Source organism: Microbacterium terregens (assembly GCF_039534975.1).
GTDB classification, from domain to species: domain Bacteria; phylum Actinomycetota; class Actinomycetes; order Actinomycetales; family Microbacteriaceae; genus Microbacterium; species Microbacterium terregens.
This window is the reverse complement of sequence record NZ_BAAAWH010000001.1, coordinates 1,004,361-1,030,328: the sequence shown is the minus strand read 5'-3', so window position 1 is coordinate 1,030,328 and position 25,968 is coordinate 1,004,361. Positions and strand designations below refer to the sequence as shown.

Annotated in this window: 23 protein-coding genes; 9 read left to right on the top strand and 14 right to left on the bottom strand. The window is 69.9% G+C overall.

Annotated features, from left to right (window positions below; all coding sequences use genetic code 11):
- Positions 1 to 74 precede the first annotated feature (74 nt).
- Genes guaA through ABD655_RS04640 form a run of 4 tightly spaced genes read right to left on the bottom strand, consistent with a single transcriptional unit; the run spans position 75 to position 4,233 of the window.
- Positions 75 to 1,658 carry a glutamine-hydrolyzing GMP synthase gene (guaA, locus tag ABD655_RS04655; RefSeq protein WP_344711972.1) on the bottom strand — a complete coding sequence of 528 codons (1,584 nt, stop codon included), beginning with the start codon at positions 1,656 to 1,658 and terminating at the stop codon, positions 75 to 77.
- Positions 1,655 to 2,200, bottom strand: coding sequence for a DUF3817 domain-containing protein (locus tag ABD655_RS04650; RefSeq protein ID WP_344711970.1), 546 nt, complete (start codon positions 2,198 to 2,200; stop codon positions 1,655 to 1,657). Before ABD655_RS04650 ends, guaA begins: the two co-directional genes overlap by 4 nt.
- 39 nt (positions 2,201 to 2,239) lie before the next feature.
- Positions 2,240 to 3,118, bottom strand: coding sequence for an SURF1 family protein (locus tag ABD655_RS04645; protein WP_344711969.1), 879 nt, complete (start codon positions 3,116 to 3,118; stop codon positions 2,240 to 2,242).
- The gene (locus ABD655_RS04640) at positions 3,115 to 4,233 is read right to left on the bottom strand and encodes a GuaB3 family IMP dehydrogenase-related protein (RefSeq protein WP_344715677.1); all 1,119 of its coding nucleotides are present in this window, start codon (positions 4,231 to 4,233) and stop codon (positions 3,115 to 3,117) included. The genes ABD655_RS04645 and ABD655_RS04640 overlap by 4 nt, the downstream gene beginning before the upstream one ends.
- A 396-nt stretch (positions 4,234 to 4,629) precedes the next feature.
- Between ABD655_RS04640 and ABD655_RS04635 the strand changes: the two genes are divergently transcribed.
- Positions 4,630 to 5,739, top strand: coding sequence for an FAD-dependent oxidoreductase (locus tag ABD655_RS04635; protein ID WP_344711967.1), 1,110 nt, complete (start codon positions 4,630 to 4,632; stop codon positions 5,737 to 5,739).
- A 508-nt stretch (positions 5,740 to 6,247) separates the two neighbouring features.
- On the opposite strand, the gene ABD655_RS04630 is transcribed toward ABD655_RS04635, so the two are convergent.
- The 8 genes from ABD655_RS04630 to ABD655_RS04595 form a co-directional block, all read right to left on the bottom strand.
- The gene (locus ABD655_RS04630) at positions 6,248 to 6,526 is read right to left on the bottom strand and encodes a DUF2277 domain-containing protein (RefSeq protein ID WP_344711965.1); all 279 of its coding nucleotides are present in this window, start codon (positions 6,524 to 6,526) and stop codon (positions 6,248 to 6,250) included.
- Between the two features lie 45 nt (positions 6,527 to 6,571).
- On the bottom strand, positions 6,572 to 7,195 hold the full coding sequence (locus ABD655_RS04625) for a TMEM175 family protein (RefSeq protein ID WP_344711963.1): 624 nt from the start codon (positions 7,193 to 7,195) through the stop codon (positions 6,572 to 6,574).
- A 97-nt stretch (positions 7,196 to 7,292) separates the two neighbouring features.
- A complete protein-coding gene (locus ABD655_RS04620) occupies positions 7,293 to 7,946 on the bottom strand; it encodes a peroxidase-related enzyme (protein WP_344711961.1) in 654 nt (217 codons plus the stop codon).
- The gene (locus ABD655_RS04615) at positions 7,943 to 8,449 is read right to left on the bottom strand and encodes a hypothetical protein (protein WP_344711959.1); all 507 of its coding nucleotides are present in this window, start codon (positions 8,447 to 8,449) and stop codon (positions 7,943 to 7,945) included. Before ABD655_RS04615 ends, ABD655_RS04620 begins: the two co-directional genes overlap by 4 nt.
- Complete coding sequence (locus ABD655_RS04610; protein ID WP_344711957.1) at positions 8,446 to 9,264, bottom strand: ABC transporter ATP-binding protein; 819 nt, start codon at positions 9,262 to 9,264, stop codon at positions 8,446 to 8,448. The genes ABD655_RS04615 and ABD655_RS04610 overlap by 4 nt, the downstream gene beginning before the upstream one ends.
- A complete protein-coding gene (locus tag ABD655_RS04605) occupies positions 9,261 to 10,115 on the bottom strand; it encodes an ABC transporter ATP-binding protein (protein ID WP_344711955.1) in 855 nt (284 codons plus the stop codon). The genes ABD655_RS04610 and ABD655_RS04605 overlap by 4 nt, the downstream gene beginning before the upstream one ends.
- Positions 10,112 to 11,977 (bottom strand): ABC transporter permease, encoded by a 1,866-nt coding sequence (locus ABD655_RS04600; protein WP_344711953.1) that lies wholly within the window; start codon positions 11,975 to 11,977, stop codon positions 10,112 to 10,114. Before ABD655_RS04600 ends, ABD655_RS04605 begins: the two co-directional genes overlap by 4 nt.
- A gap of 68 nt (positions 11,978 to 12,045) precedes the next feature.
- Positions 12,046 to 13,212: an ABC transporter substrate-binding protein gene (locus ABD655_RS04595; RefSeq protein ID WP_344711951.1), complete on the bottom strand. Its 1,167-nt coding sequence runs from the start codon at positions 13,210 to 13,212 to the stop codon at positions 12,046 to 12,048.
- 198 nt (positions 13,213 to 13,410) lie between these two features.
- On the opposite strand from ABD655_RS04595, the gene ABD655_RS04590 reads away from it, so the two are divergent.
- On the top strand, positions 13,411 to 15,291 hold the full coding sequence (locus ABD655_RS04590) for an FAD/NAD(P)-binding protein (RefSeq protein ID WP_344711949.1): 1,881 nt from the start codon (positions 13,411 to 13,413) through the stop codon (positions 15,289 to 15,291).
- 24 nt (positions 15,292 to 15,315) lie between these two features.
- Here ABD655_RS04590 and guaB read toward each other — a convergent pair whose 3' ends face one another.
- Positions 15,316 to 16,818 carry an IMP dehydrogenase gene (gene guaB / locus ABD655_RS04585; RefSeq protein ID WP_344711947.1) on the bottom strand — a complete coding sequence of 501 codons (1,503 nt, stop codon included), beginning with the start codon at positions 16,816 to 16,818 and terminating at the stop codon, positions 15,316 to 15,318.
- Positions 16,819 to 17,100: 282 nt separating this feature from the next.
- Here guaB and ABD655_RS04580 point away from each other — a divergent pair, with 282 nt between their 5' ends.
- The 4 genes from ABD655_RS04580 to ABD655_RS04565 all read left to right on the top strand — a co-directional run bounded on the left by ABD655_RS04580 (position 17,101) and on the right by ABD655_RS04565 (position 21,233).
- Positions 17,101 to 18,420: a branched-chain amino acid ABC transporter permease gene (locus ABD655_RS04580; RefSeq protein WP_344711945.1), complete on the top strand. Its 1,320-nt coding sequence runs from the start codon at positions 17,101 to 17,103 to the stop codon at positions 18,418 to 18,420.
- Positions 18,421 to 18,428: 8 nt separating this feature from the next.
- Positions 18,429 to 19,406 carry a branched-chain amino acid ABC transporter permease gene (locus ABD655_RS04575; RefSeq protein ID WP_344711943.1) on the top strand — a complete coding sequence of 326 codons (978 nt, stop codon included), beginning with the start codon at positions 18,429 to 18,431 and terminating at the stop codon, positions 19,404 to 19,406.
- A gap of 94 nt (positions 19,407 to 19,500) precedes the next feature.
- Entirely contained in the window at positions 19,501 to 20,448 is a 948-nt protein-coding gene (locus tag ABD655_RS04570; RefSeq protein ID WP_344715675.1) for an ABC transporter ATP-binding protein, read from the top strand.
- Between the two features lie 62 nt (positions 20,449 to 20,510).
- Positions 20,511 to 21,233, top strand: coding sequence for an ABC transporter ATP-binding protein (locus ABD655_RS04565; protein ID WP_344715673.1), 723 nt, complete (start codon positions 20,511 to 20,513; stop codon positions 21,231 to 21,233).
- A gap of 146 nt (positions 21,234 to 21,379) precedes the next feature.
- Here ABD655_RS04565 and ABD655_RS04560 read toward each other — a convergent pair whose 3' ends face one another.
- A complete protein-coding gene (locus ABD655_RS04560; protein WP_344711941.1) occupies positions 21,380 to 22,681 on the bottom strand; it encodes an ABC transporter substrate-binding protein in 1,302 nt (433 codons plus the stop codon).
- 259 nt (positions 22,682 to 22,940) lie between these two features.
- On the opposite strand from ABD655_RS04560, the gene ABD655_RS04555 reads away from it, so the two are divergent.
- Genes ABD655_RS04555 through ABD655_RS04545 form a run of 3 tightly spaced genes read left to right on the top strand, consistent with a single transcriptional unit; the run spans position 22,941 to position 25,800 of the window.
- Complete coding sequence (locus ABD655_RS04555) at positions 22,941 to 23,153, top strand: heavy-metal-associated domain-containing protein (protein ID WP_344711939.1); 213 nt, start codon at positions 22,941 to 22,943, stop codon at positions 23,151 to 23,153.
- Positions 23,153 to 25,507, top strand: coding sequence for a heavy metal translocating P-type ATPase (locus ABD655_RS04550; protein ID WP_344711938.1), 2,355 nt, complete (start codon positions 23,153 to 23,155; stop codon positions 25,505 to 25,507). The genes ABD655_RS04555 and ABD655_RS04550 overlap by 1 nt, the downstream gene beginning before the upstream one ends.
- The gene (locus ABD655_RS04545; RefSeq protein ID WP_344711936.1) at positions 25,504 to 25,800 is read left to right on the top strand and encodes a metal-sensitive transcriptional regulator; all 297 of its coding nucleotides are present in this window, start codon (positions 25,504 to 25,506) and stop codon (positions 25,798 to 25,800) included. The genes ABD655_RS04550 and ABD655_RS04545 overlap by 4 nt, the downstream gene beginning before the upstream one ends.
- The last annotated feature ends 168 nt before the right edge of the window (positions 25,801 to 25,968 follow it).

The window sequence follows — 25,968 nt, the reverse complement described above, 5'->3', positions numbered from 1 at the left end:
CGTGCACTCGGCGTCGACCCGATCAGCCGGCGCGAACCCGTGCACTCGGCGTCGACCCGGTCACCTCCGCGCGGTCACTCCCACTCGATGGTCCCCGGGGGTTTGCTCGTGACGTCGAGCACGACCCGGTTGACGTCGCGGACCTCGTTGGTGATGCGGTTGGAGATGCGCGCGAGCACGTCGTAGGGCAGCCGGGTCCAGTCCGCGGTCATCGCGTCCTCGGACGAGACCGGACGCAGCACGATCGGGTGCCCGTAGGTGCGACCGTCGCCCTGCACACCGACCGAGCGGACGTCGGCGAGCAGCACGACCGGGCACTGCCAGATCTCGGAGTCCAGACCGGCGCGGGTCAGCTCCTCGCGGGCGATCGCGTCGGCGTCACGCAGAATCTCGAGGCGGTCAGCGGTGACCTCACCGACGATCCGGATGCCGAGGCCGGGGCCCGGAAACGGCTGGCGTCCGACGATCACCTCGGGCAGGCCGAGCTCGCGGCCGATCGCCCGGACCTCATCCTTGAACAGCGCCCGCAGCGGCTCGACGAGCTCGAACTGCAGGTCTTCGGGCAGACCGCCCACGTTGTGGTGGGACTTGATGTTCGCGGTGCCCGTGCCGCCGCCGGACTCCACGACGTCCGGGTACAGCGTCCCCTGCACGAGGAAGCGGATCGGCTCGCCGTCCGCGGCGGCTTCGGCGAGCAACGACTTCTCGGCGGCCTCGAACGAGCGGATGAACTCGCGGCCGATGATCTTGCGCTTCTGTTCCGGATCGCTCACACCGGCGAGCGCGTTCAAGAACTGCTCGCGCGCGTCGATCGTCACCAGGCGCACTCCGGTGGAGGCGACGTAGTCGTTCTCGACCTGTTCGCGCTCGTTCTTTCGCAGCAGGCCGTGATCGACGAAGATGCACACCAGCTGGTCGCCGACCGCTTCGTGCACCAGCGCCGCGGCGACGGCGGAGTCCACCCCGCCGGAGAGACCGCAGATCACACGCCCGGTACCGACCTGCTCGCGGATCCGCGCGACCTGCTCGGCGATGACGTTGCCGCTGTTCCAGTCGGCCGCGAGCCCGGCCGCCTTGTGCAGGAAGTTCTCGATGACCTGCTGTCCGTGGTCGGAGTGCTTGACCTCCGGATGCCACTGCACGCCGTACATGCGCCGCTCGTCGCTGCCGAACGCGGCGACCGGGGTCGCCGACGTGGACGCCAGAACGGAGAATCCAGCCGGCGCCTTCGAGACCTGATCGCCGTGGCTCATCCACACGTTCTGCGCGGCCGGCTGCCCCGACAACAGCACGCCGCCGTCGCCGGTGAGCGCGGCATCCGTCGCCCCGTATTCGCGCAGCCCGGTGTTGGCGACCTCGCCGCCGAGCGCCTGGGCCATCACCTGGAATCCGTAGCAGATGCCGAGCGTCGGGACGCCGAGGTCGAAGACCCCGGAATCCAGCGCCGGGGCACCCGGCTCGTACACCGAGGACGGGCCGCCGGAGAGGATGATCCCGACCGGGTTCTTCGCCGCGATCTCGGCCGCGGTGGCGGTGTGCGGCACGATCTCGCTGTACACGCCGGCCTCCCGGACGCGGCGGGCGATGAGCTGGGCGTACTGCGCGCCGAAGTCGACGACCAGGACGGGGCGCTGCTCGGTCTCGATATCTGTGGTCATCGGGTACCTTCCGTGGCACGCTCGGTGGTGGCTGCGGCACGATCGGATGCGGCAGCCGCTTCGGCGGCTTCGCGATCCGCAAGATACGTGCGCACTTCGCGGGCGACGCGCGCCTCCATGAAGAAGGACAGCAGCGGGACGATGCCGCCCAGAGCGAGCACGATGAAGCGCAGGAACGGCCACCGCATCAGGCTCCAGATCCGGAAGCACGCGAACAGGTAGAGGACGTAGAACCAGCCGTGCGCGACGAGGATGCCCAGCGAGATGTTGAAACCGTCGCCGACCGACGTCAGTTCGCAGTCGTTCGTCATCGGCGCGAACAACGACCACCATTCGCACCCCGGGCCGACGATGACCGGTGCGAACCAGAGGATGCCGCCCGACCCGCCGGCGAACAGCTCGAGGTGCAGCGGGGAGTACTTGAGGACCATCTCGGTGCACAGGAGCAGCAGTCCGATGCCGGTGATGATCGAGCACACCTGGTAGAACTTCAGCGCCCCGCGGATAGCCGGGAATGAGGCGAGTTTGGGGGCGCGGGCCATGTCCTCAGTCTACCCGTGGGTGCGCGGCGGCTTCTTTCGTCAGGATGCCGCGGCCGCGGCATCCTCGAGGTCTTCGAGTTCCTTCTCCCAGGCGTCGCGCGCGAGGCGGTACCAGAGGTAGAACGCGAATCCGGCGAAGACCGCCCACTCGGCGGCGTAGAAGATGTTCAGCCAGTTGACGTCCGAGCCCTCTGCGGGCGCGGGAGACGAGATCGCCTCGAGCCCGCCCTGCGGCACTTCCGCCGCCACGTACTGCCGGTAGACGCTGAGGCCGTCGGCGTCGTGCCAGCGCGACAGGAGCGCGGCGGGAGACATCCGGGTCAGCGTGAACGGGTCGGCGCCGGTCGGCGGCAGCGCGGTGCCCTCGTCGGAGATGAGGCGTCCCGTGATCGCGAGCGCGGTCTCCGCGGCCTCCGGCGCCGCGGCATCCTCGTTCAGCCGTTCGACGGCGGCCTCGGCCTCGGCCTCGGTCGCGGCCCAGCCGAGCGCGACGGCGACCGACACGGGCACCGCCGGGTCGCCGGCCACGCGGAACTGACCGGTGACCCAGTACCCCTCGACGCCGTCGTTGAAGCGGGACGCGACGATGATGAAGTCCCCCGGAACCCAGGTGCCGGTCACCGTCACGCGCTGGCCGACGCGCGGTTCGGACAGGTACTGTCCCGGCTCCACCACCTCGGCGATCGGACGCACCTCCTCGGTCGCGCCCGGCGGGGTCGGATCGATGTCGATCGCGCGGCCGAGCTGCCACTGCCCGAGCCAGGCGAACACGCCGGCAACGACCAGGCACAGGGCCAGCAGGGCGATCCACCGCGGCCGCAGCAGGACTTCGCGCAGCGTCGGCGGAAAGACCTCCGGCACGTCGGGTGCCGCAGTCGCGCCGCCATCCGGGCTGGTCGGCAGGTCGGGAGTCGTCATCCCGCGCTGTACGGGGCGACGACGACCTCGACCCGCTGGAACTCCTTGAGATCGGAGTATCCGGTCGTCGCCATCGACTTGCGCAGCGCGCCGATCAGGTTCGCCGTGCCGTCGGCAACCGGCGCCGGACCGTACAGCACCGACTCGAGGGTGGTGACCTGGTCCACGCGCACGCGTCGGCCCCGCGGCAGCTTCGAGTGAACTGCTTCCGGACCCCAGTGGTACCCGCGGCCGGGGGCATCGGTGGCGCGTGAGAGCGCGACGCCGAGCATGACGGCATCCGCCCCCATGGCCAGCGCCTTCACGATGTCGCCCGAGGTGCCCACGCCGCCGTCGGCGATGACGTGCACGTACCGTCCGCCGGACTCGTCGAGGTAGTCGCGGCGCGCGCCGGCGACGTCCGAGACGGCCGTGGCCATCGGGGCGTGGATGCCGAGGGTGGCGCGCGTGGTGGAGGTCGCTCCGCCGCCGAATCCGACGAGCACGCCGGCGGCCCCGGTGCGCATGAGGTGCAGCGCGGCGGTGTAGGTGGACGCCCCGCCGACGATGACGGGCACGTCGAGGTCGTAGATGAACTTCTTGAGGTTCAGCGGCGTCTCGACGCTGGAGACGTGCTCGGCCGAGACCGTCGTGCCGCGGATGACGAACAGATCGACGCCGGCCGCGACGACCGTCTCGTACAGCTGCTGCGTGCGCTGCGGCGTGAGGGAGCCCGCGACGGTGACGCCGCCCGCGCGGATCTCCGCGAGGCGGTCGCGCACCAGCTCGGGCTTGATCGGCTCGGAGTACAGCTCCTGCATGCGCTGGGTGGCATCGACGTCTTCGAGCGCGGCGATCTCGGCGAGATACGGCTCGGGGTCGTCGTAGCGGGTCCACAGGCCCTCGAGGTCGAGGACGCCGAGTCCGCCGAGCTTGCCGAGCATGATCGCCGTGGTCGGGCTCACGACGGAGTCCATCGGGGCGGCCAGAACCGGGATGTCGAACTGGAACGCGTCGATGGACCAGGCCGTCGAGACGTCCTCCGGGTTGCGCGTCCGGCGGGACGGAACGACCGCGATGTCGTCGAACGTATAGGCGCGACGCGCGCGCTTCGCGCGACCGATCTCGATCTCCATGCTCACGGGATCAGCCTACCCGGGCCAGTTCGGGCGACGGTGGCAGGGGCGGGTTCCGGCGGCGCAGGCTCGCGGCATCCGTCAGTTCGCCTGCACGCCTGCGGACACCCCTCGGCTCGCCTGTACCCCCGCCGCTCGCCTGTACCCCCCCCCCCGCTCGCCTGTACCCCCGCTCGCCTGTACCCCCGCCGCTCGCCTTTACCCCCGCCGCTCGCCTTTGCCCCGCCGCTCGCCTGTCACAACACGCCGACCTGACCGGCAGAACACGACAGGCGAGCCCGTCCCCTCCGCACACCCTTCCGCTCGCCTGTCACGACACGCCGCTTGCCCGCGCACTGTGCGACAGCGGAAGACGTGCGAGTTTGGACCCGCACCCGCGCCTGCGAAGATCGAGGCATGAGTGAACGTGTGCCCTTCGTCGTGATCGGAGGCGGCGTGATGGGGCTCTCGACCGCCTGGGCGCTGACCCGCCGCGGCGAGCGACCGCTCGTCCTCGAGCAGTTCGCCCGCGGCCACACGCACGGCGCGTCCCATGGCGCCACCCGCAACTTCAACAACGCGTACGCCGACGAGCATTACCTCGACCTGCTCGCGCTGGCCCGCGAGGGGTGGGATGCGCTCGGCACCCCCGGCGGTGAGCCCCTGCTGCGGCTGCACGGACTGGTGTCGCACGGCGGCGGCGCTGCCCTCGGCGGGACGGGTGCCGGGCTGGCCGCGATCCACCGACAGCTCCGCGCGCGCGGCATCCCGGCCGACCTGCTCGACGGCGCGGAGGCGTCCCGCCGCTGGCCGGGCATGAGGTTCGAGGACACGGTCCTGTTCTCGCCGGATGCCGGTGTCGCCCGCGCGTCCGCGGCTCTCGAGGAGCTCGAGCGGCGCATCGCGGCGGCGGGCGGCGAGGTCCGCTGGGCGACCCCCGTGGTGCGGTTCGAGGAGGACGCCGACGGCGTCACGGTCCACACCGCCGCCGGCACGGTCCGCGCCGACACCGTGATCGTCACGGTCGGGGCATGGTCCGACCGGATGCTGGACACCATCCCCCTCCCCGACCTGCGTGTCACAGAGGAGAGCCCGGCACACTTCGCGCCCCGCGATCCGACGGAACGATGGCCGTCCTTCAACCACTTCGTGCCGCCGGGCTCGTGGCCGGCCAACGTCTACGGCATGCCCACGCCGGGTGAGGGGGTCAAGGTCGGCTTCCACACCGTCGGCGATGTGGTCGACCCCGACGCCCGGCCGTTCCGGACCGATAAGCACGCGGAGGTGCTGGCCGAGTACGTGCGGGAATGGATGCCGGGGCTGGATCCCGAGACCGCAGCGCCGATCAGCTGCACGTACACCTCCACGCCCGACGAGGCGTTCGTGCTCGACCGCGTGGGGCGGATCGTCGTCGGCGCCGGGTTCTCGGGGCAGGGGTTCAAGTTCGCGCCGGGAGTCGGCGCGGTGCTCGCGGGACTAGCCCTCGACTCCGACGCTCGCGCCGCGCAGGCGTTCCGCCTGCGCTGAGTCACGCCGCCCCTCTCACGCTCCGCTGTCCCCCACACGCTCCGCTGTCACAACGCGCCGAGCGCACCAACAGAACGCGACAGGCGAGCCCCCACCCCTCCGCGCGGCCCCTCACGCTCCGCTCGGCCCTCTCACGCTCCACTGTCACAACACGCCGAGCGCGCCAGCAGAACGCGACAGGCGAGCCCGCACCCCTCCGCACGGCCCCTCCGCTCCGCTCGGCCCGCTCACGCTCCGCTGTCACAACACGCCGAGCGCACCCACAGAACGCGACAGGCGAGCCCGCACCCCTCCGCACGCCCTCACGCTCACCTGTCACAACACGCCGAGCGCACTGCAGATTGCGACAGGGGAACCAACAGCCCGACGCGAAGCAACACCCCGACCCGAACCAACAGCCCGACCCGAACCAACACCCCGACCCGAACCAACAGCCCGACCCGAACCAACACCCCGACCCGAACCGACGGCCCGACGCGACCGCCCAGCCCGACGCGCCGACCTACCCCTACGCGGCCGAGTAACGACCCGACGCGATGGCCCGCGCGCGGGCTTTGGCGGCCTCGGCCTCGCGGTTCTTCGGCGGAGACACCGCGACGAGGTCCTCCAGCAGGTGCGCGGTGATGTGCGCGATCTCGTGCACGGCGCGGTCGAAGGCCTCCTGGTTGGCCTTGGACGGCTTCGTCGTGCCCGCGATCTTGCGGACATATTGCAGAGCGGCCGCATGCACCTCGTCCGAGGTCGCCGCGGGCTCGAAGTTGTGAAGAGTGTGGATGTTGCGGCACATGCCGTACACGGTACGCCGGGAGCGGCATCCGGCGCGAGAGTGCGATCAGTCCCCGCGGCCGCGCAGCGCCTTGGTCAGCAGACCGTCGAAGAGGAAGAGCGTGAAGGCGATCGAGCCGATCCACGGCGCAAGCACGACGACCCCGCCCGCGATCACGAGCGCGCTCAGCGCGCCGCGACCGTATGCCCGCGCATCCGTCTCGCTCAGGTCGGGCAGCATCGTGTCGCGGTGGCGCACCGCCCACATCCACTGCAGCCAGCCGAACAGGATCGCGAAGAAGAAGGTGATCGGCATGAACAGCCGCCCCGCGAGGAACCCGGAGAAATCCGTGGTCAGGCTGGTCGCGAACGGCACCAGGACGATGAACAGCAGCCGCGCGTTGTTGAACCAGACCAGCGTCGCATCCACGCGCGCGATGTGCTCGAACTGCTGCACATGCGTCATCCACAGCAGGCACAGCAGCACGAAGCTCAGCCCGAAGTTGACGAACAGCTGCCACATGCCGCCGAGTTCCGCCCACAGCTCGGCGTCGGTCGTCACCGCGCCCAGCGTGTGCGTGGTCAGATCCAGAACCAGCAGCGTCGCCGCGATCGCGAAGACCCCGTCCGTGAACGCCTCGAGGCGACTCGTCGACTGCGTGGCCGCCGGGTGCCGTCGAGTCCGGATCATTGGCCCAGCGTAGGGGAACGGATGCCGCGACGTGCGCACCCGTCGCACCCCTCTGCCGTCGCGCGGGAGGCTGCGCCGAGCTCCTGCAGGGCGGGTGTCACGCCGCCGAAGCGGCGCGCTCGTCGGCGCGCTCCTGGGCAGCGCTCTCGTCGGCGGCGCGCTGGTTCGCGATCGCCTCCTCGTCCGCGGCGTCCGGCGCGGCGGGCTCGCCGAGGCTCATCATGAGCCGGTTCGCCCATGCGAAGAACGCGGCGGCCTCCACGACGTCCTGCACGTCGGCGGACGAGAGCCCCACCTCGCGCAGGCGCACGATGTGGTGCGCGGCGAACCGGGGCGGGGATGCGGTCAGCGCCGTCGCGGCATCAACGATCGCGCGCCAGCGCTCATCCAGCTCGGTCTCGACGCCCTCCTCGAGCAGGCGGATGACATCGGCCTCGCGCTTGGTGAAGGTGGCGGTGAACCGCGCGTGCACACTCGCGCACAGCTCGCAGCCGTTGTACCGCGACGCCACCGTGGCGGCGAGCTCGCGCTCGCCGCGCGCCAGCCCCGGGCGTCCGAGGAAGATGGCGCGGTCGAGGTCCGTGCGGGTCGACAAGGCCGCGGGATGCCAGGCGAGCAGGCGGAAGTAGGGCGAGTCGGGCCACACGCTGGATTCGTAGGCCTCGATCTGCGCGGGGGTCCCGGTGTCGGGGCCGACCGGTGTGATCCAGGCGTGCCAGGCGCGCTCGGCGATCGTGAAGCGGGTGCTCATGCGTTCTCCTCCGCGAGCGCCAGCTCCTCCTGCACGCGCAGGGCGTGCGCGACGCGCACCTGGTAGCTGACGAATCCGACGATCTGGCTGATCACGATGACTTCGGCGGCGCTCCAGCCGGACGCCGTCAGCGCGGTCAGATCGTCGCGGGTCGAGGCGGCGGGACGCGCCACGAGAAGATCCACGTGACGCAGCGCGGCGCGAACGCGACGGGGGGCACGAACGCCCACCGCGCCATCGGGACCATCGGTGACCAGCGCGGCGGCGTCGGCATGAGCGGTGCGGTCGAGGTACCACTCGGTGGCGGCTGCGTCGCGGTCGATCCATGCGGCGCGGGCTGCGACGAGGTGGCGCAGGTCGGCGTCGACGCCGGGCACCGGATCGTCGGCGCCGATCACGAACAGCGCGTCGTATGCGGCCTGCGCGGCCTCGCGCACGGCGGGCCGATGCGCGCGCGGCGCGTCGGAGTCGGTCTCGGCGATCTCGCGGATGACATCGGTCACGTGACGGGGTTCCCTTCCGGGGGCAGGTGGGTGTGCGCTCCGGATGCCGCGGCATCCGTGATCGATTCGGCCAGCCGCACCGGATCCTCGTCCTCGAGCGCGCGACCGAGGTAGGCCTCGCGGACACCGGGATGGGCGAGCAGCGTCTGGGCAGAGCCGGCGATGGCGATGTGGCCAGTGCGCAGCACGTAGCCCCGGTCGGCCACCTGCAGGGCGAGCTCGGCGTTCTGCTCGACCATGAACACGCTCACTCCCCAGTCCGTGCGCATCGAGCCGATGAATTCCAGCACCCGCTCGACCACGATCGGCGCGAGGCCCATGGTGGGCTCGTCCATGCAGATCAGGCGCGGGCGGCTCATCAGGGCCCGGCCGAACGCCAGCATCTGCTGCTCGCCGCCGGACATGGTGCCCGCCGCCTGCTTGCGCCGCTCGGCCAGCCGGGGGAAGAACGCGTACACCTCGGCGAGCGTGCGGCTCTTGGCTCGTCCCGGGCGGACGTAGGCGCCGGTGAGCAGGTTGTCCTCCACGGTCATCGCGCCGAACACGCGGCGCGCCTCGGGCACCGAGGCCAGGCCGGCGGCGATGCGGCGGGGCGTGCTCCAGCGCGTGATGTCCTCGCCGGCGAAATGCACGGTGCCGCGCACCGGACGCACGAGGCCGAGCGCCGTCTTCATCGTCGTCGACTTGCCCGAGGCGTTGCCGCCGAGCAGCGAGACCACCTCGCCGGCGTCGAGGGTCAGCGACACGTCGACCAGCGCGGGGCTCGCCCCGTAGTCGACGCTCACGTCGCGGAATTCCAGCAGCGGCTCGGTCATTCGCTTCCCGCTTCCGCGAACGCCTTGCCGAGGTAGGCCTCGATGACCCGGGGGTCGCGACGCACTTCATCGGGCGTGCCGTGGGCGATGACGCGTCCCTCGTCCAGGACCAGCACCCGGTCGCTGAGCCGGAACACCAGGTCGAGCTTGTGCTCGACCAGCAGCACGGTCTGACCTCGCCGTTTCAGCTCCTGCAGCTGCTGCAGCACCTCGCCGGTCTCGGTCTGGTTCATGCCGGCGGTCGGCTCGTCCAGGACCAGCACGCGGGGTCCTGAAACCAGCGCGCGCGCGATCTCGGTGCGACGCCGGTTGGCGTAGGACAGCGAGTAGGCGTAGTCCTCGACGCGGGGCGCCAGCCGCGTGCCGAATCGATCCAGCTCGGCCACGACGTGGGCGCGATCCACCGCGTCCTGACGCCGCCGCGCACGCGAGGGGAACAGGGCGCCGAAGGTCTCCGCCAGCAGCGGGATCCAGCGGATCCCCACGATGTGGCGCAGGCGGGGCAGCGGGCGTCCCACGCGCTGGACGGGTTCCAGCCCCACCAGCACGTTCTCGGCGATCGTGAGGTTGCCGATCACGCGGCCGTTCTGGAACGTGCGCGTCAGGCCCATCTCCGCGATCCGGTACGCCTTGCGCCCCGAGATCCGCTCGCCGTCGAGCACGACGGTGCCGGCGTCGGCGGGCAGGGTGCCGCAGATCATGTTCAGCGTGGTGGTCTTGCCGCTGCCGTTGGGCCCCACGATGGAGAGCACTTCGCCCGCGTGCAGCTGGAAGGACACATCGTCCACGACGGTCAGCCCGCCGAATCGCTTGGACAGTCCGGAGACCTCGAGCAGAGCGGCATCCGTCACGGCACGACCTCCGCTTCGCGGGACGCGCGTCGGGCGCGGCGTCCGATGACCCGTTCGGAGCGCGCCCAGATGCCCTGCGGTCGCAGCAGGATCAGCAGCAGCAGCACGACGCCGTAGAAGAGCAGTCGCCAGTCGGCCAGCGGCCGGAACAGCTCGGGGATGCCGACCAGGATGACGGCGCCGACGATGGCGCCCATCGGGGCGCGCAGGCCCCCGAGGATCGCGATGGTCACCGCGAGGACCGACAGGGCGATCCCGAACTGCGAGGGCTCGATGAACGTCACCTGCGCGGCGTACAGCGCCCCGGCGAAGCCGGCGAGCACGGAGCCGAGCCCGAAGGCGAGGGATTTGTACGCAGCGGGATGGATGCCGCTTGCCGCCGCGGCGACCTCGTCCTCGCGCACCGCGGCCCACGTGCGACCCAGGTGCGACGAGCCGAGTCGCGAGACGACCAGCAGCGCCAGGACCAGGATCGCGAACGTCAGCAGGTACATGCCGGTCGCGGAGTTCACCGAGAATCCGAACAGCGTGGGGCGGGGGATGCCGAAGATCCCGCGTGCGCCGTTGGTGATGCCGCCGAGGTTCAGCGCCAGCGCCGCGATGAACGCTCCCGTGGCCAGCGTGGCCATCGACACGTAGTGTCCGCGCAGGCGCCAGGTGGGTGCGGTGATGAGGACGCTGAAGATCGCGGCCACCAGTCCGGCCGCCACGAAGCTTGCCCAGAAATCCCAGCCCGCCTGGGTCACCAGGAGGGCTGAGGTGTAGGCCCCGATCGCGAGCGCCCCGGCCTGACCCAGGACGATCTGGCCGGCGAAGCCGCCGGCCAGGGTGACCGAGAGCGCGAAGAGCGCGTAGATCCACACCAGCGCTCCGGTGCGCAGCAGATAGTCCCCCGCGATCAGCGGAACCAGCGCACCGGCACCGATGAGCGCGACGGCGACCCACCGGTTCAGCCGCACCGGCTTGCCGGCGCCGAAGAACGTGCCGGTCATCGGCTCGCTCGCGGTGCTCGAGCGTTTGCCGAGGATGCCGTTGGGCCGGATCCACAGCACCAGGATGAGCGCGCCGAACGTGATGAGCTGGCGGACCGAATCACCCCAGAGTGCCACGCCGAACGCCTCGGCCACTCCCAGCACGAGGCCGCCCACGATGGCACCGGGCAGCGACCCGAGTCCGCCGATCGTGGCGGCCGCGAACGCCTGGATGCCGGCGGTGAAGCCCATCGACGGCGACACGTTCGAGAAGTACATGCCCACCAGCACGCCCGCGACCCCGCCCAGCGCGGAGGCGACGACGAAGGAGACGGCTTGGATGCGCGCGACGGGGATGCCCATCTGCGCGGCGGCCTCGGCATCCTGCGATGTCGCACGGATCGCGCGGCCGACCCTGGTCTTGGCCAGCACGATCGCCAGGACGGTGACGCACACGACGGCGACGCCGATGATCACGATCGCGATCGTGCCGAAGCGGAAACCGAACAGCTCGAGGTTGCTGCGTTCGAGCAGCGGGGGAAAGCGGCGGGTCTCGGCGCCGAATACGCGCTGCGAGGTGTTGTCGATGATGATGCCGGCCGCGAACGTGGCCAGCAGCACGGCGATGCCCGGCGCCGCGCGCAGCGGCCGGACGGCGACCAGGTAGATCACGAAGCCGAGCACGCTGGTGAAGACGATCACGCCCAGCAGTACGGCCCACAGCTGCCAGCCGAGCACCGAGGCGAAGAACCAGCCGAGCATGCCGCCGGCGGCGAAGACCGATCCCTGCGCGAAGTTGACGATGTTGGATACGCCGAAGATCAGCGAGACGCCGACAGCCAGCAAGGCGTATGTCGAGCCCCCGACGATGCCGGCGAGAAGGATGTCCATTCGAATCGATTATCTCAGCACGCCGGTGCGGGACGCGCGGATGCTTCCGCGCACCGGCATGCGGAGCGTCAGTCGCGCAGCTCGAACGCGCCGTCGCGGATCACGAGGGCGTACTGGTCGGCATCCACGACGCGGCGGTTCTCGGCGAACGTGATCGGACCGTAGAGGATCGTGTCGAAGTCGCTGCCCTCGGCCAGCGCGTCGCGCAGGCTCTCGCGGGTCAGCTCGCCCGCCTCGGAAGCCTGCTCGGCGGCCTGTGCGACCACGGTGAGAGCGTCGTAGGCGCGGATCGCGTAGTCGGAGGGCGTCTCGACGTCGTACGCAGCGGCGAAGTCGGCGATGAAGGCCTGCACGTTCTCGTCGGGGTTGGTCGGCGTGAAGTAGCTGAGGGTCTCGACACCCTCGGCGGCCTCGGCGGCCAGCTCGATGAACTGCTGGTTGTAGATCGAGCTGATGCCTACGATCGGCACGTCGATGCCCAGCTCGCGCGCCTGCGCCGTGATCAGGGCGCCGTCGGCGGCGTAGGAGATCAGCACGATCACCTCGGGGTCGGTGGCCTGGGCGGCCAGCAGCAGCGGGCGGAAGTCGGTGCTCTCCGGGTTGTAGCCGGTGGCGTAGACCTCCTCGAGGTCGGCGTCCTCCGCGCCCTCGGCGAAGAAGCCGTGCGTGTTCAGGCCCCAATCGGTGTCGTGGTAGAAGACGGCGGCCTTGTCGCCCTGCTCGGCGGCGAACTCGGCCAGACGCGGGGCCTCGTACTCCTGCGACACCCAGGTCGCGAAGATGTAGTCGCCCGGGTCGGTCACGGTCGATGCCGACGCGGAGAAGGCGAACTGAGGCAGGCCCGCGGCCTGGTAGATCGGGCTGCCGGCGGCCGTGGCGGGCGTGCCGAAGTCGCCGAGCACGGACAGGATCGAGGAGTCGTCGACGAACTTCTGCGCGACCGAGGCGGCCTGGGCGGGGTCGGCCTGGGTGTCTTCGTAGACCAGCTCGATCTCGCGGCCGTCGACGCCCCCGTCCGCGTTGATCTGCGCGAGCGCGAGCTCGAAGCCCTGCTCGAAGTACTCGCCGTACTGCGCCTGGTCGCCGGTCTGCGGCAGCGCGACACCGAACCGCACCGGCTCTGCGGTGGCGTCATCGGCCGTGTCCGCGCTGCCGGGGTTGGACGCGCACGCCGAAAGTGCGAGGGCGATCGCGGCGGCGCCGGCGATCGCGGCGACGGGGCGGGACAAGCGCATGAGAACTCCTGGAGGGTTCGGGGTCCGCAGCCTCGGGTGGTGCGGCGCACTCTGACGCTACGGAGGAGCGCTCCCGCGCCCGAATCGGGCGAAACAGTGCGTCACAGTAGTCCTGAAAAGACGAACGGATGCCGCGATTCGCGGCGTCGCCGCACCGACTGGGATGATCGAGCAGGACGACGGGACCGGAGGAGGCAGATGGCAGTGTCGGACGCGCGCATCGCGGTCATCGGAGCCGGCGTCCGGGGCACGGTGCTGGTGGAGCGGCTCCTCGCCAACGCACCCGCACTCCTGGACGCACCGTTGCGCATCGAGGTCTTCGACCCGTATCCGCCCGGATCGGGGCGGATCTGGCGGGCGGGGCAGCGCCCCGAGCTGATCATGAACACCGTCGCGGCACAGTCCACGGTGTTCTCCGATGAGACCGTCCGGGTCGCCGGCCCGGTCCAGCCGGGGCCCACACTGGCTCAGTGGTGCGAGCTCGTCAGCCGCGATCCGGCAGTGGCCGACCTGCCGGACGACGTCCGCGCAGAGGCCGCCCGCACCGTCGACGGCACCTGTCCCAGCAGGCTGCTGTACGGGCACTACCTGCGCTGGTGCTTCACCGCCATCGTCGGCGCCGCGCCCCCGAGCATCACCGTGCACGTCACCGCGGAACGAGTGGTCGACCTGCACCCTGCCGGTACCGGGTTCCGGGTCCGCACCGATGCCGGCGACCGCGGTGAGGTCGACGCCGTGATCCTCGCGGCCGGATGGCTGGCCCGCGACGACGGCCCGCGGCATCCGCGGATCGTCGCGCCGGACAACCCGATCGACCAGGACCTGTCCGCCATCGGCGCGGGCGACACGATCGCGGTGCGCGGTCTGGGTATGGGCTTCTTCGACACGGTGAGCCTGCTCACCGAGGGGCGGGGTGGCCTCTTCGCCGAACGCGGCGACGGAACGCTGGACTACCGGCCGAGCGGCCGCGAACCGCGCATCCTGGCCGGGTCCGGCCGGGGGGTGCCCTACCGGGCGAAGCCGGTGTTCGACGGCGTCCCGACCTTTCCCGCGCAGCGCGTGCTGCGTGCCGCGCTGCCCGGGCTGATCGCGCGCCGCCCGGTCGATTTCACCGTCGACGTGCTGCCGCTGATCGAGCGCGACGCACTGCGGGACGCGTACGAGACGCTCGCCCGCGTGCGACCGCAGGCGGTTCGGGATGCCGCGGCCCTCCTGGCCGGATTCGTGTCCGGCGCGGAGCCGATCCCCGCGCTGGTGGCCGCGCACGTTCCGGATCCCGCCGATCGCATCGACCTCGCGACGGCGGCCGACCCCCTGCGCGCGTCCGCGCGGGACGCCGGCATCGACGCGGTGATCGCCGACGTGGTCGCCCGTGACGCGGCCGAGGCCGTCGCGGGCCTGGACAGCCCGCTGAAGGCCGGACTGCACTCCTATCAGGCCGCCCGCAGCGCGCTCATCGACCTGGTCGCGTTCGGCGGCCTCACTCCGGACTCGTATCCCGCGTACCGTCGCTTCCTCGCCACGGCCGCATCGTTCGGCAGCGGTCCCCCGCTGCTGCGCCCGCGGCAGCTGCTCGCGCTGCACCGCGCCGGCATCGTGACCTTCCTCGGCCCCGGCATGCGCGTCGACGCGGGCGATGATGCCGTGCGCGTCGCCGGTGACCGGCATCCCCCGGTCGAGGTCTCCGCGCTGGTCGAGGCCTGGCTGCCCCCGCAGACGGTCGAGCGCACCGCCGATCCGCTGCTGAGCGCGCTGCTCACCCGCGCCCTGGCACGCCCGTGGCGGCACGCCGACGGCGCCGCCTCGGACGCCGTCGACATCCGCGCGAGCGATGGCGCCCTGATCGCCGCGGACGGCTCGGTCGTCGCCGGGCTCCACTCGATCGGCGTGCCCCACGAGGACGCCCGCGTGTACACGCTGATCGCGCCGGTCCCCGGAACGAACTCCCCCGTGCTGCGCGAGGCGGATGCCGCGGCCGGGGCCGCCCTGCGGCACGTCGCCGCGCGGACCGAGCCGTTCGCTCATGAGGAGCTGGTCAGCCCCGAGGGTCTGACCCGGGGCTCGGGCCCTCAGTACTGACCACAGCCTCAGGAACCGACCGCGCTACCTCTTGTAGTTCGGCGCTTCGACCACGATCTGCACGTCGTGCGGGTGGGACTCCTTCAGCCCCGCCGCCGTGATGCGGACGAACTTGCCCTTCATCTTGAGCTCTTCGATCGTGCGCGCGCCGACGTAGAACATCGACTGGCGCAGCCCGCCGACGAGCTGGTAGGCGACCGCGGCGACGGGGCCGCGATACGCGACCTGCCCCTCGATCCCCTCCGGGATCAGCTTGTCGTCACTGGGCACGTCGGCCTGGAAGTACCGGTCCTTCGAGTACGAGGTCTTCTTGCCGCGGGTCTGCAGCGCCCCGAGCGAACCCATCCCCCGGTACTGCTTGAACTGCTTGCCGCCCTGGAAGACGATCTCGCCCGGCGACTCGTCGGTGCCCGCCAGCAGCGAGCCGAGCATGACGGTGTCGGCGCCCGCGACGAGCGCCTTCGCGATGTCGCCCGAGTACTGCAGCCCCCCGTCGGCGATGACAGGGATGCCCGCTTCGCGGGCGGCGAGCGATGCCTCGTAGACGGCGGTGACCTGGGGCACGCCCACACCCGCGACGATGCGCGTGGTGCAGATGGAGCCCGGTCCGACGCCGACCTTCACGGCGTCCACGCCCGCATCGATGAGCGCCTGCGCGCCCTCGCGCGTGGCGACGTTGCCGCCGATGACGTCGATGTGCTCGAACGACGGGTCCGCCTTCAGCCTGCGGACGATGTCGATCACGCCGGCGGACTGCCCGTTGGCGGTGTCCACGACGAGGACGTCGACCCCGGCATCGCGCAGGGCCTCGGCGCGCTGCCACGCGTCGCCGAAGAACCCGATGGCAGCGCCGACGCGGAGCCGGCCGTGCTCGTCCTTGGTGGCGAGCGGGTACTTCTCGCTCTTGTCGAAGTCCTTCACGGTGATCAGGCCGGCGAGCTTGCCGTCGTCGTCGATTAGCGGCAGCTTCTCGACGCGGTGCTTGGCGAAGATGGCGATGACGTCGTTCGCGCCGATGCCGACCGGCGCGGTCACCAGGCCGTCGGTGGTCATCACGTCCTTGACCAGGGTGGTGGTGCGCTCGAAGCCCGACACGAAACGCATGTCGCGGTTCGTCACGATGCCCACGAGCCGACCGTCCTCGTTCACCACGGGAAGCCCCGAGATGCGGAACTGCGCGCACAGGGCTTCGACCTCGTCGATGGTCGCGTCCGGAGTCGTCGTGATCGGGTTCGAGATCATCCCCGACTCGCTGCGCTTCACACGGTCCACCTGCGAGGCCTGCTCTTCGATCGACAGGTTGCGATGAAGGATGCCGAGGCCTCCCTCACGCGCGACGGCGATGGCCATCCGCGCTTCGGTGACCGTGTCCATCGCGCTCGAGACGAGCGGCGTCGCAACCGTGATCCGGCGTGTGACGCGGGACGAGGTGTCGGCCTCGCTCGGGATGACATCGGTGTGTCCGGGCAGAAGCAGGACGTCGTCGTAGGTCAATCCCACGAAACCGAAGGGGTCGGGCTGCTCCATGCGTTGCTCTTCCTGCGCCGCTCGGCGCGAAATAGGACGTCGACGGCCAGATTGCGGGAGGCGTACTCCCCATACGATTCTAAAGCGTCGGCGAGGGGGATTTGTTCCCCGCCGGATGCCGGGGTACATGCGCGGGCGCGGCGCCGGGAGTGTCGCGATCCGAATAGTTGTCCACAGCGAGTTGTAGGTGAAACAAGACCGACACATTACGCTCGTACCGTCGTCGTCACGGCTGATGCGACCCGTAGCGTCGAGCCGTGTGACAGCCGGACTGGAGGTTACGTGGGTTCCACGACTACGCTCGCGGGGCGTACGCTGAAATGGCTCATCATCGCCATCGGCACGCTCCTCGCAGCCACGCTGCTCGTACTGCAGGCACCTGGTGCTGCTCATGCCGACGCACCCGACGAGCCCGGCGGTGACCAGGAGAAGACCTCCTTCTACTTCGCCGGCACGATCACCAACAAGGACGAGCCCCTCCCGGACGTCCGCGTATCCGTGGAGGGCAACGGCTTCGAGGCCGAGACGCTCACCGGTGCCGACGGCCGCTGGCGCCTCTATGTGCCCGAGAAGGACACGTACTCCCTTGAAGTGGACGAGTCGACGCTGCCCGAGGGTGTCATCGTCGAGGACAACCCGAGGGATGTCGAGTTCGGCCTCACCGGCTCCGCGATCGTCAACATCTTCCTGAGCCCGGGCGAGCGCACGCAGACGAGCTTCCTCGACCAGGTGCTCGACCGCCTCGCGAACGGCTTGAACTTCGGTCTGCTGCTCGCCCTCGCCGCCATCGGTGTCTCGCTGATCTTCGGCACCACGGGCCTGACGAACTTCGCCCACGCCGAGATGATCACCTACGGCGCGGTCATCGCCCTCGTCTTCGGGGTCTGGCTCGCGTGGCCGATGTGGATCGTGATCCCGGTCGTGATCCTGCTGGGCGGGGTTCTGGGCTGGGGGCTCGATGCGGGGCTCTGGCAGCCGCTGCGCCGAAAAGGCCTCGGCCTGGTGCAGCTCATGATCGTGAGCATCGGACTCTCGCTGGCCGGCCGCTACGTCTTCCAGTTCTTCATCGGCGGCAGCACCTACCAGCTCCCCGGCGCGGGCGGCGCCCGCGACATCCACATCGGTCCGATCTCGCTGTCTCTGCTCGATGTGATCTCGATGGGCATCAGCATCGTCCTCCTGGCCGCGGTCGCGTTCTGGCTGCTGCGCACCCGCATCGGCAAGGCGACACGCGCGATCTCGGACAACCCCGGCCTGGCCGCGGCATCCGGGATCAACGTCGACCGGGTCATCCGGATCGTGTGGATCCTCTCGGCCGCGCTCGCCGCCATCGCGGGTGTGCTGTGGGCCTACTTCCGCCCGGGCATCAAGTGGGACATGGGCACCCAGGTGCTTCTGCTCGTCTTCGCCGCTGTGACCCTGGGCGGTCTCGGCACGGCATTCGGCGCCCTCTTGGGCTCGATCATCGTCGGCATCCTGGTCGAGATTTCGACCCTCTGGATTCCGCCCGACATGAAATACGTCGGCGCTCTTGCGGTGCTGATCATCATCCTGCTCGTCAGACCTCAGGGCATCCTGGGTCGCAAAGAGAGACTCGGTTAGGGGGCGACATGGACTGGGGACAGATCTTCAACAACACGGCCTACTGGGTATTCAGCCCGGAGACCATTGCCTACGCCCTCGCGGCAGTCGGACTCGCAGTGCAGTTCGGTTATGGCGGACTGCTGAACTTCGGTATGGCGGGCTTCATGGCGCTCGGCGCCTACGGCTACGCGATCTCGATTCTGAGCTTCGGCCTGCCCTGGTGGGCCGGCATCCTCGTCGGCTGCCTCGCAGCCGTCGCGTTCGCCTTCATCCTCGGCATACCGACCCTGCGGCTGAGAGCCGACTATCTGGCCATCGTGACGATCGCGGCGGCCGAGATCGTGCGCCTGTTCCTGACCACGCAGCTGTTCGACGAGTGGACGAATTCCGCCGACGGGCTCAGCGGGTATCACGCCGGCTTCCGCGCGGCGAACCCGTTCCCACCCGGGACCTACGGCTTCGGCCCATGGCAGTGGACCGAAGCCCAGCTCTGGGTGCGCGTGTTCGGTGCGCTCCTGCTCGCGATCGCCGTCTACATCGTCTGGGCGATCATGCGCAGCCCGTGGGGCCGCGTGCTCAAGGGCATCCGTGAAGACGAGGACGCGGTGCGCTCGCTCGGCAAGAACGTGTTCGCCTACAAGATGCAGGCGCTCATCATCGGTGGTGTCTTCGGTGCCCTCGGCGGCGTGGTCTTCGCGCTCCCATCGGCGGTGGTCCCTGCCACGTACACCACCTCCATCACGTTCTTCATCTGGACGATCCTGTTGCTCGGCGGTGCCGCGACCGTGTTCGGACCGGTGCTGGGCGCGGTGATCTTCTGGGTGATCATGGGATTCCTCGGCAACGTGCTGCCAGCCCTGGCTAACTCCGGCGTCCTGCCGCTGTCGTCGGTGCAAGCCGGAACGCTGCGCTTCATCCTGGTCGGCGTCGCCCTGATGCTGATCGTGATCTTCCGTCCACAGGGCATCCTCGGAAACAAGAGGGAGCTGACCTTTGTCAAATAACGGCATTGCAGGCAACGGCACTGCAGATAACGGCACTGCGCGCACCGGCGTCCCGAGCGACGGCGAGGCTGTCGAGGTCACGCCGACGGGCAGCATCCGCCGTCCCAAGGCTGCGGGTCTGGCCAAGGGCGAGAACGTCCCCGGCGTCGCGAAGGTCGACCCGATCCTGATCGCCGACCACATCACGCGCCGCTTCGGCGGCCTGCTGGCCGTCGACGTCGATCACGTCGAGATCCCGCGCGGCGTCATCACCGCGCTGATCGGCCCCAACGGCGCGGGCAAGACGACGCTGTTCAACCTCCTGTGCGGGTTCGACAAGCCGAACTCGGGTACCTGGAGCTACGACGGCAAGAACCTGTCCGGCATCCCGTCGTTCAAAGTCGCGCGCATGGGCCAGGTCCGCACGTTCCAGCTGACCAAGGCCCTTTCGCTGCTCACGGTGCTCGAGAACATGAAACTCGGCGCGACGCGCCAGAAGGGCGAGAATCTGTTCACGAGCCTGATCCCCGCGATCTGGCGCAAGCAGGACAACACGATCGAAGAGAAGGCGCGCGGGCTGCTCGCCCGGTTCAAGCTCGACGCGAAGGCCGAGGACTACGCGGCGAGCCTGTCCGGCGGGCAGCGCAAGCTGCTCGAGATGGCGCGGGCGCTCATGAGCGACCCGAACCTGGTGCTGCTGGACGAGCCCATGGCCGGCGTCAACCCGGCACTGACCGAGTCGCTGCTGGACCACATCCTGGACCTGAAGGACCTCGGCATGACCGTGCTGTTCGTCGAGCACGACATGCACATGGTGCGCCACATCGCCGACTGGGTGATCGTGATGGCCGAGGGCCGCATCGTCGCCGAGGGTCCGCCCGAGACGGTCATGCACGACCAGGCCGTCATCGACGCCTACCTCGGCAGCCACCAGGACGTCGACCTCGGCGTCGTGACGGGGCGGGTCGAGGGTGAACTCGGCGCGTCGGGTGAAGAGCTGCTCGACGAGATCAAGGAAGCAGAAGAGGCCTCGATTGCCGAGGCCGAGGAGGAGAACCGATGATGGCATCGACGAGCACCGGCTCCACCGGCGCATCGGCGCAGGCCGAAGGAAAGACCGACCGGATGGTCGTCGAACTCAAGGACGTCGTCGCCGGATACCTCCCCGGCGTGAACATCCTCAACGGCGCGAACCTGATCGCCCGCAAGGGCGAGCTGATCGGCATCATCGGCCCGAACGGCGCCGGCAAGTCGACCCTGCTGAAGGCCATCTTCGGCATGGTGAAGGTGCGTGAGGGGACGATCACCGTCAACGGCGAGAGCGTCATCGGTCTCAAATCCGACAAGCTCGTGCAGCGCGGTGTCGGTTTCGTGCCGCAGACGAACAACGTCTTCCCCTCGCTGACGATCGAGGAGAACCTGCAGATGGGTCTCTTCCAGGCGCCGAAGACCTATAGCGAACGTCTGGAGTTCGTGACCGGCATCTTCGCCGAGCTGGGCAAGCGGCTCAAGCAGCGCGCGGGCTCGCTCTCCGGCGGTGAGCGGCAGATGGTCGCAATGTCACGCGCGCTGATGATGGATCCCGCCGTGCTCCTGCTCGACGAGCCGTCGGCCGGGTTGTCGCCCGTGCGCCAGGACGACGCCTTCATCCGCGTCTCCGACATCAACAAGGCGGGTGTCACGACGATCATGGTCGAGCAGAACGCCCGCCGCTGCCTGCAGATCTGCGACCGCGGCTACGTCCTGGACCAGGGCCGCGATGCCTACGAAGGCAGTGGCCGCGACCTGCTGAACGACCCCAAGGTCATCGGCCTGTACCTGGGCACGCTCGGCTCCGACGGGGTCTAGCCCGCATCACATCGGTCGGACGAGAAGCGGATGCCGCGGCATCCGCTTCTCGCATTTCCGCACGCACCCGCAGGAGGGCCGGGGAGGCCCGGAAGACACGCGAAGGGCCCCGGATCGCTCCGGGGCCCTCGCTGCGTGCGGCTGGATCAGCCGATGCGCTCGAACAGGTTGTCGGCACCGAACTGGAAGATGCCGACGGTCGCCTCGGTCGGGTCGCCGTTCTCATCGAACGTGACCGGACCCGACTTGCCGTCGTAGTCCGCGACGCCACCACCGAGGATGATGTCGACGCACTCCGCGTAGGTGGTGCACTTCTCGCCGTCACCGCTACCGCCGGAGACCTCCTGCAGCTTGGCGGCGACGTCGGCGGGCTCGGTCGAGCCTGCCGCGAGGGACGCCAGTGCGAGCAGGATGACAGCGTCGTACGACTCGTTGGCGTACGAGAAGTCGGTCAGCTTCTCGTTGCCCTCGGCGACCCACCAGTCGCTGACGGCGGTCTGGAACTCCTCGTCGGCCTCGATGGGGCCGGCGGGCGTGGTGCCCTTGGCGCCTTCCATGCTGGCGGCGGCCGGCCACTTCGCGTCCGAACCGAAGTTCTTCAGGTTGCCGTCCACGAGGTACAGCTGGTCGGCGGGGTAGCCCGCGGCCAGAAGTGCCGGACCGATCGTGTAGATCTCGTCGAAGGTGATGAGCAGGATCGCGTCGGGGTTGGACGCCAGCAGCGCGCTGATCTGCGCGTCGAAGGTCGTGTCACCCGTGTTGTAGGACTGCTCCTCGACGATCGTGCCGCCGGTGCCGGTGAAGACCTCCTGGAACACGTCGTTCAGACCGGTGCCGTAGGAGTCGTTCTGGTACAGGACCGCGACGTTGCTGTGGCCGTCCTCGGCGAGCAGGTTGCCGAGCACCTCGCCCTGCAGCGTGTCGGACGGAGCGGTGCGCCAGTACAGGCCGTTGTCGTCCCACGACGTGAAGTCCAGCGACGTGTTGGCTGGCGAGAAGGTGATGATGCCCGCGGCGACGGCGTCGTCGAGGAAGAGCTTCGTCACACCCGATGATGCAGCGCCGATGGCTGCGGTGACGCCTTCGGAGATCAGCGTCTGGATCGTGGTGGCGTAGGCCTTGTTGTCCGTGTCACCCGAGTCGCCCCAGACGATGTCGTCGATCGTGACGCCGGAGGTATCGGCGTAATCGTTGACTTCCTGCGCAGCAAGGCCGACGCCGGCCTCCTCGGGCGGGCCGAGGAAGGAGAGGCTGCCGGTCTGAGGCAGGATCGTCCCGATCTTGAGGGCGAGGTCCTCTGTCGGCGCGGCGGGCTCCGAGGGCTCGGCAGTGCCGCCGCCACCGGCACAGCCGGCGAGGACGAGGGCGCTGGCGCCGGCGATGGCGATTCCGCCGATCACCGTCCGCACGCGCGAGCGGGAGGCAGTGCCTCGGGAAAAGACGCTCATGTTGCTCCTTGCTGTGGTTGAACGCGGATCCGACTCGGGCGCCGATCCAGTTCCCCTAAACCTAACGGCGGACGTGTCTCGCCAATGTTGCCGTTCGTTAACGATCTGTAACGGACTCTCGCCGCTCCCACCCCCGTTTCGCAGGCGTCTTTACCGCGAGACTGGATAGGCGCTCGCGGGTTGGAATACCCGGGAGAGGTATAGGGTTGCTCCAGGACCACTACCCCCTGGGGGTATCACGACGGAGAGGGCGAGCGAGATGGCAATGACGAACGAGTATCGGGTGACCGGCATGACCTGCGCACACTGCGAGTCCGCGGTGCGCGGCGAGGTCTCCCAGCTCGAGGGCGTGGAGCAGATCGACGTGAGCGCGGCCGACGGCCGGCTCGTCATCGTCTCGGCCGGCCCCCTCGACGACGCCGCCGTTCTGGCCGCCGTCGATGAGGCAGGCTACGAGGCCGCCCGCATCTGATGGATGCCGCTGCCGTGGCCGCCGGTGACGGCCAGGTGCCCGCGCAGCCGCACTCGCGCGTCGAGCTCGAGATCGGCGGCATGACCTGCGCCTCGTGCGCGAACCGCATCGAGAAGAAGCTCAACCGACTCGAGGGCGTCTCGGCGAGCGTCAACTACGCGACCGAGAAGGCCGTCGTCTCCGCCCCTGCCGGCATGGCCGCCGACGTGCTGATCGCCGAAGTCGAGAAGACGGGGTATACCGCCGCGCTCCCCCAGCCCGCGGCATCCACCATCGATCCTCCGGAGGATCGCGAGCTGACCTCGCTGCGCCAGCGCCTCATCGGCGCGGTCGTGTTGTCGGTTCCGGTGATCGCTCTGGCGATGATCCCGGCGCTGCAGTTCACCTACTGGCAGTGGCTTTCGCTGGCGCTGGCCGCACCGGTCGTCGTCTGGGCCGCGTGGCCGTTCCACCGCGCCGCGTGGATCAACCTGCGCCATGGCGCCGCGACGATGGACACGCTGATCTCTATCGGCGTCTCGGCCGCGTTCCTGTGGTCGCTGTATGCGCTCTTCCTCGGCGACGCCGGCATGCCCGGCATGACCCACCCCTTCGAGTGGACGGTGCAGCGCAGCGACGGCGCGGGCAACATCTATCTCGAAGTCGCCGCGGGCGTCACGATGTTCGTCCTCGCCGGGCGGTACTTCGAGGTGCGTTCCAAGCGTCGCGCCGGCGCCGCGCTCCGCGCGCTGCTCGAGCTCGGCGCGAAGGATGTCGCCGTCGTCCGCGACGGCGTCGAGGGCCGCATTCCGATCTCGGCGCTGCGGGTCGGCGACCAGTTCGTGGTGCGGCCGGGCGAGAAGATCGCCACGGACGGCGTGGTCGCCTCGGGAACATCCGCCGTCGACGCCTCGATGGTGACGGGCGAATCGGTGCCGGTCGAGGTGGGCGTGGGCGATGACGTCGTCGGCGCCACGGTCAACGCCGGCGGCCGCCTGCTCGTCCGGGCGACGCGCGTCGGCAACGACACGCAGCTGGCGCAGATGGCACGGCTCGTCGAAGAGGCGCAGTCCGGCAAGGCCGACGTACAGCGGCTGGCCGATCGCATCTCGGGCGTTTTCGTACCCGTCGTCCTGGTCATCTCGCTCGGAACCCTCGGCGCCTGGGTGCTGCTGGGCAACCCGGCCTCCGCCGCGGTGACCGCCGCGGTGGCGGTCCTGATCATCGCCTGCCCCTGCGCGCTCGGGCTGGCAACGCCGACCGCGCTGCTGGTCGGCACCGGGCGGGGCGCCCAGCTCGGCATCCTGATCAAGGGACCTGAAGTGCTCGAGTCCACCCGCACCGTCGACACGATCGTGCTCGACAAGACCGGCACCGTCACCACCGGCCGCATGACGCTGGTCGACGTGGTGACCGCGGCGGGGACGGACCGCGCCGAGCTGCTGCGGCTCGCCGGCGCACTGGAGGATTCTTCGGAGCACCCGATCGGTCGCGCCATCGCCCTCGCCGCGACACGGGAGATCGGCGCGCTGCCCGACGTGGAGTCGTTCCAGGCGACCGCCGGCGTCGGCGTCTCGGGCGTCGTCGAGTCCCACGCGGTCGTCGTCGGTCGCGAGTCGCTGCTGGCCGACTGGGCGATCCACCCGGATGCCGACCTCGTCGCCGCGAAGGACCGCGCCGAGGCCGAAGGGTCCTCCGCGGTCCTCGTGGCGTGGGACGGCCGGGCCCGCGGGGTACTCGTCGTGGCCGACCGGGTGAAGGCGACCAGCCGCGAGGCCGTCGCGCAGTTCCGGCAGCTCGGCCTGCACCCCGTGCTGCTGACCGGCGACAACGAGACCGTGGCCCGGCGCATCGCCGCCGAGGTGGGCATCGACCGCGTCATCGCCGGCGTACTGCCCCACGAGAAGGTCTCGGTCGTGCGCGAACTGCAGGCCGAAGGCCGGGTCGTCGCGATGGTCGGCGACGGTGTCAACGACGCCGCAGCCCTCGCGCAGGCCGACCTCGGCCTTGCGATGGGCACGGGCACGGATGCCGCCATCGAAGCATCGGACATCACCCTGGTCCGCGGCGATCTGCGCAGCGCAGGGGATGCGATCCGGCTGTCGCGTCGCACCTTCGGCACCATCCGCGTGAACCTGTTCTGGGCCTTCGCCTACAACGTCGCGGCGATCCCGCTGGCGGCGCTGGGGCTGCTCAACCCGATGATCGCCGGAGCGGCGATGGCGTTCTCGAGCGTCTTCGTCGTCGGCAACAGCCTGCGGCTGCGCAGGTTCCGGAGCCTGTCGACGGGCACTCCCGATCGCGCGCGGGCCGGCTCGCGCACGGGATCGTCGCAGGAGCCCGCTGTGAATTCCGATGCGAAGGAGCTGTCATGACGGACACGCACACCCACCACGGGTACATCACCGACAAAGAGAAGTACCTCAACCGCATGCGCCGCATCGAGGGGCAGGCCCGCGGCATCCATAAAATGGTTGAGGACGAGAAGTACTGCATCGACATCCTGACGCAGATCAGCGCGCTGACCAGTGCGCTCGAGGCCGTCGCGATCGGTCTGCTCGATGATCACCTGCGTCATTGCGTCGTCGATGCGGCACGCCTGGGCGGCGACGAGGCCGACGCCAAGATCTCGGAAGCGACGGCCGCGATCGCGCGGCTGGTGCGCTAAGCCGCGGGCCGCGCGGCGCGCGGGCTCGTGCGGCCCGTGTTCGCTGTCGGGGCCGGGTTCGCTCGCGGCCCGGGTTCGCGCTCGCGGCCCGGGTTCACTCTCGCGGGCCGTGTTCGCTCTCGAGGCCCGGGTTCGCACTCCGGGCCCATGTTCATGCACACGCCGCGA